Source organism: Vibrio sp. 11-4(1), from assembly GCF_013048625.1.
Lineage (GTDB): Bacteria > Pseudomonadota > Gammaproteobacteria > Enterobacterales > Vibrionaceae > Vibrio > Vibrio diabolicus.
Map to the genome: position 1 here is coordinate 1 of NZ_VHSY01000036.1, position 2,453 is coordinate 2,453.

At 38.6% G+C, this 2,453-nt stretch carries 5 protein-coding genes and 2 pseudogenes; 6 read left to right on the forward strand and 1 reads right to left on the reverse strand.

Annotated elements, in window-relative coordinates:
* The 6 genes and pseudogenes from FKN16_RS24470 to FKN16_RS24105 form a co-directional block, all read left to right on the forward strand.
* Positions 1–250, forward strand: a 250-nt coding sequence (locus FKN16_RS24470; RefSeq protein ID WP_212756562.1) for a hypothetical protein, incomplete at its 5' end; no start/stop codon positions are given.
* Positions 251–262: 12 nt separating this feature from the next.
* Positions 263–742, forward strand: a complete 480-nt coding sequence (locus FKN16_RS24735; protein ID WP_170903718.1) for a hypothetical protein — start codon at positions 263–265, stop codon at positions 740–742.
* Between the two features lie 216 nt (positions 743–958).
* Entirely contained in the window at positions 959–1,261 is a 303-nt protein-coding gene (locus FKN16_RS24740; protein WP_170903719.1) for a hypothetical protein, read from the forward strand.
* 1 nt (position 1,262) lies between these two features.
* A pseudogene (locus FKN16_RS24855) lies at positions 1,263–1,373 on the forward strand (DUF3265 domain-containing protein); the annotation flags it as partial.
* A 28-nt stretch (positions 1,374–1,401) separates the two neighbouring features.
* Positions 1,402–1,878, forward strand: coding sequence for a hypothetical protein (locus FKN16_RS24100; RefSeq protein WP_170903720.1), 477 nt, complete (start codon positions 1,402–1,404; stop codon positions 1,876–1,878).
* Between the two features lie 174 nt (positions 1,879–2,052).
* Positions 2,053–2,322 (forward strand): zinc ribbon domain-containing protein, encoded by a 270-nt coding sequence (locus FKN16_RS24105; RefSeq protein WP_025549200.1) that lies wholly within the window; start codon positions 2,053–2,055, stop codon positions 2,320–2,322.
* Between the two features lie 30 nt (positions 2,323–2,352).
* Here the strand turns inward: FKN16_RS24105 and FKN16_RS24110 are convergent.
* Positions 2,353–2,453: pseudogene (locus FKN16_RS24110) on the reverse strand (IS110 family transposase); the annotation flags it as partial.

The window sequence follows — 2,453 nt, forward strand, 5'->3', positions numbered from 1 at the left end:
ACCGGTCTCTCAATTGAGGAGCCATCGTTCAATCGAACTACCAGATAGAAGAACTTTAGTTGCAGCTAAAGTCTGGGTCTCACCTTACCCGATTGGAGTACTTATTATCCATACAAAGCGTTTAAGACGGATTCACAACGCTTGGCATTTTAAGTTTGAATCAGCTTTAGTGTTTACGGCACAATGGTTTAGGTTAGGTGGTCGCGTTGTTCACCACTTAACGCGGCGTTATGTTTATCTAATTAACTAATGAGGAAATTTAATGGTCGTACTGTTTTCAGTTTTAGGTGTTCTGGCCTATCTTTTCGGGTTTATGGTATTTGGTACAGCAACAAGTTCGATTCATGAAGGTGTTGCGTTTCTTGTTATCTTAAACGGTACAGTTCTCATTGTTGGTGCCGCTATAGTTCATTCAATTAAAAGTAATGGCGTCAAATCAGTAGAAAATGTTAAACCTAGCAGTGATCAAAAAATTGAACCTTCATTTGCTGAGGATAAAGATGAAAGGTTATCGAAGGAAAATAATGATATTAAGCCTGAAGGGCCTTCTGAGAATGTTGAAAATCAAGAAACACCTCGATCAAGCGTAAATTTGCAATTAATCAGCGAATTGAAAGGTAAGAAATTAAAGCTTGGTTTCAACTCTACTTTTAATGTATGCGAAATATGTGGTCAATCCAATACTGGTCAGCTAGTAGAAAGTCACTATGTTTGTAATGCGTGCAAAGATAAGTACTTGTAAAATATAAACATAACAAAGCATTTAAGAGTGATTCCCAACGCGTGGCATTTTTACTATGCGTTGTGTTTAGTGTTTAAGGTGGTATGCGGCGACATCGGTATTGCGTTGCTCACACCTTAACAGGGCGTTATGTATAGCAGGGACTTGTTGCATAAAGGTGGTTTCAGGAGCAAAATTGCAGACTCATGATAAATATAAAATGTTAAAAGGTGCAGTATGGCAATTGATCCAAAATATGTTATTGGCTCTGAACAATGGAACACTGATCGTGCTAACGAGTATCGCAAGGTGTTTGGTATTCCTAGCGAAAATACGTTGGAGCTTACCAACTACTCAAACAATTCACGTCATATGCGAGATGACGATGACTACTCTTTTGTCGAAAAAGACCAAGATGGTAACGTTGTTGCTTTGTATGAAGCTTGGCATCATATGTCTACACCTAAATCTTTCTCAGCTTCTTCTGGTTATAAAAAATTAAGTCCGAAAGGTGAAGTAATCGAGCAAGTAAAAAGCTAAACATAACAAACAGTTAAAGAGGGATTCAGCACGCGTGGCATTTTTGATATGCGTTGACTTAAGTGTTGAAGTGCTATGCAGCAGCTTGGTCATTGCGTGCTTCACCCCTTAACTGGGCGTTATATTTTTAGGAGAGTCTTGTGACAGATAAGTTCACAATATCATTGCCTGTATTTGATACCTGTTTGAGTAGCAATGGGTTAAGAGAAGTTACAAAATCGAGTAGTTTGGATGAAAAAGAAGCCTTAGAGAGAATGGCTCGCTACTTTAAAAGTGAAATGCACTTTGACAACGTTCAGTATGACGCAAAGAAACATGATGAAAATACTATAGGCTTCATGTTCATTGAAAATGCGATGGATGTTTGTACTGACGAACATGATCAAATGCCAACAAGGTGTGTTGGTGGTTGTTTATTCAGAAATGTTGGTGGTACGTGGGTTTTGTGTTGGGTCTGGCTACACCCATTCCTTAGAAACAAAAGAAAGCTCTCTTACCAATGGAAAAAGTTCTGTGACAAATTTGGTGACTTTGCGATTGAAGCTCCAGTTTCTCCTTCAATGGAAACATTTTTAGCTAAGCAAAACACGGAGCATCGGCTAGTAAAAATCCGATAACACAAAAAATATAACAAAGCATTTAAGAGTGATTCCCAACGCTTGGCATTTTTCATTCCATCGTTGGGTTCAGTGTTTACGGTGGCAAGGTTAAGTTTCGTGGTAGCGTTGCTCACACCTTAATGCGGCGTTATAACTTAAGAATTATTTATTAACAGAAAAAGGGGGAAATGTATGTTTGGGATAATTATATGGTTAGGGTTGTCTATTGGTGTTGGGGCTTTTGCTGCAAGTAAAGGACGCTCAGGAATAGGATTTTTCATATTGTCATTATTGCTATCGCCTTTAATTGGCTTGATAGTTGCGCTTGTCGTTTCACCAGTTACAGCTAAAGTAGAGGCGGCTGCGATTGAGTCTGGAGAGCACAAAAAATGCCCGAAATGTGCTGAGTTGGTTAAAAGCGAAGCTATTGTTTGTAAGCATTGTCAGGCAGATTTGGCATAAAGTTATAACAAGAGACTATGGCGTCAATAGTTAATTTTTGAGGCTATCTGTATCCCACATAACACCATCTCTTAGCATTGAATTTAAGATAACAACCATCTTTCTCATGCAGGCAACAATGGCAACTTTTT

What these genes read in the sequence shown, in the direction of transcription:
- FKN16_RS24735 (WP_170903718.1), top strand. Translation starts at nt 263, where the DNA reads ATGGTCGTACTGTTTTCAGTTTTAGGTGTTCTGGCCTATCTTTTCGGG.
- FKN16_RS24740 (WP_170903719.1), top strand. Translation starts at nt 959, where the DNA reads ATGGCAATTGATCCAAAATATGTTATTGGCTCTGAACAATGGAACACT.
- FKN16_RS24105 (WP_025549200.1), top strand. Translation starts at nt 2,053, where the DNA reads ATGTTTGGGATAATTATATGGTTAGGGTTGTCTATTGGTGTTGGGGCT.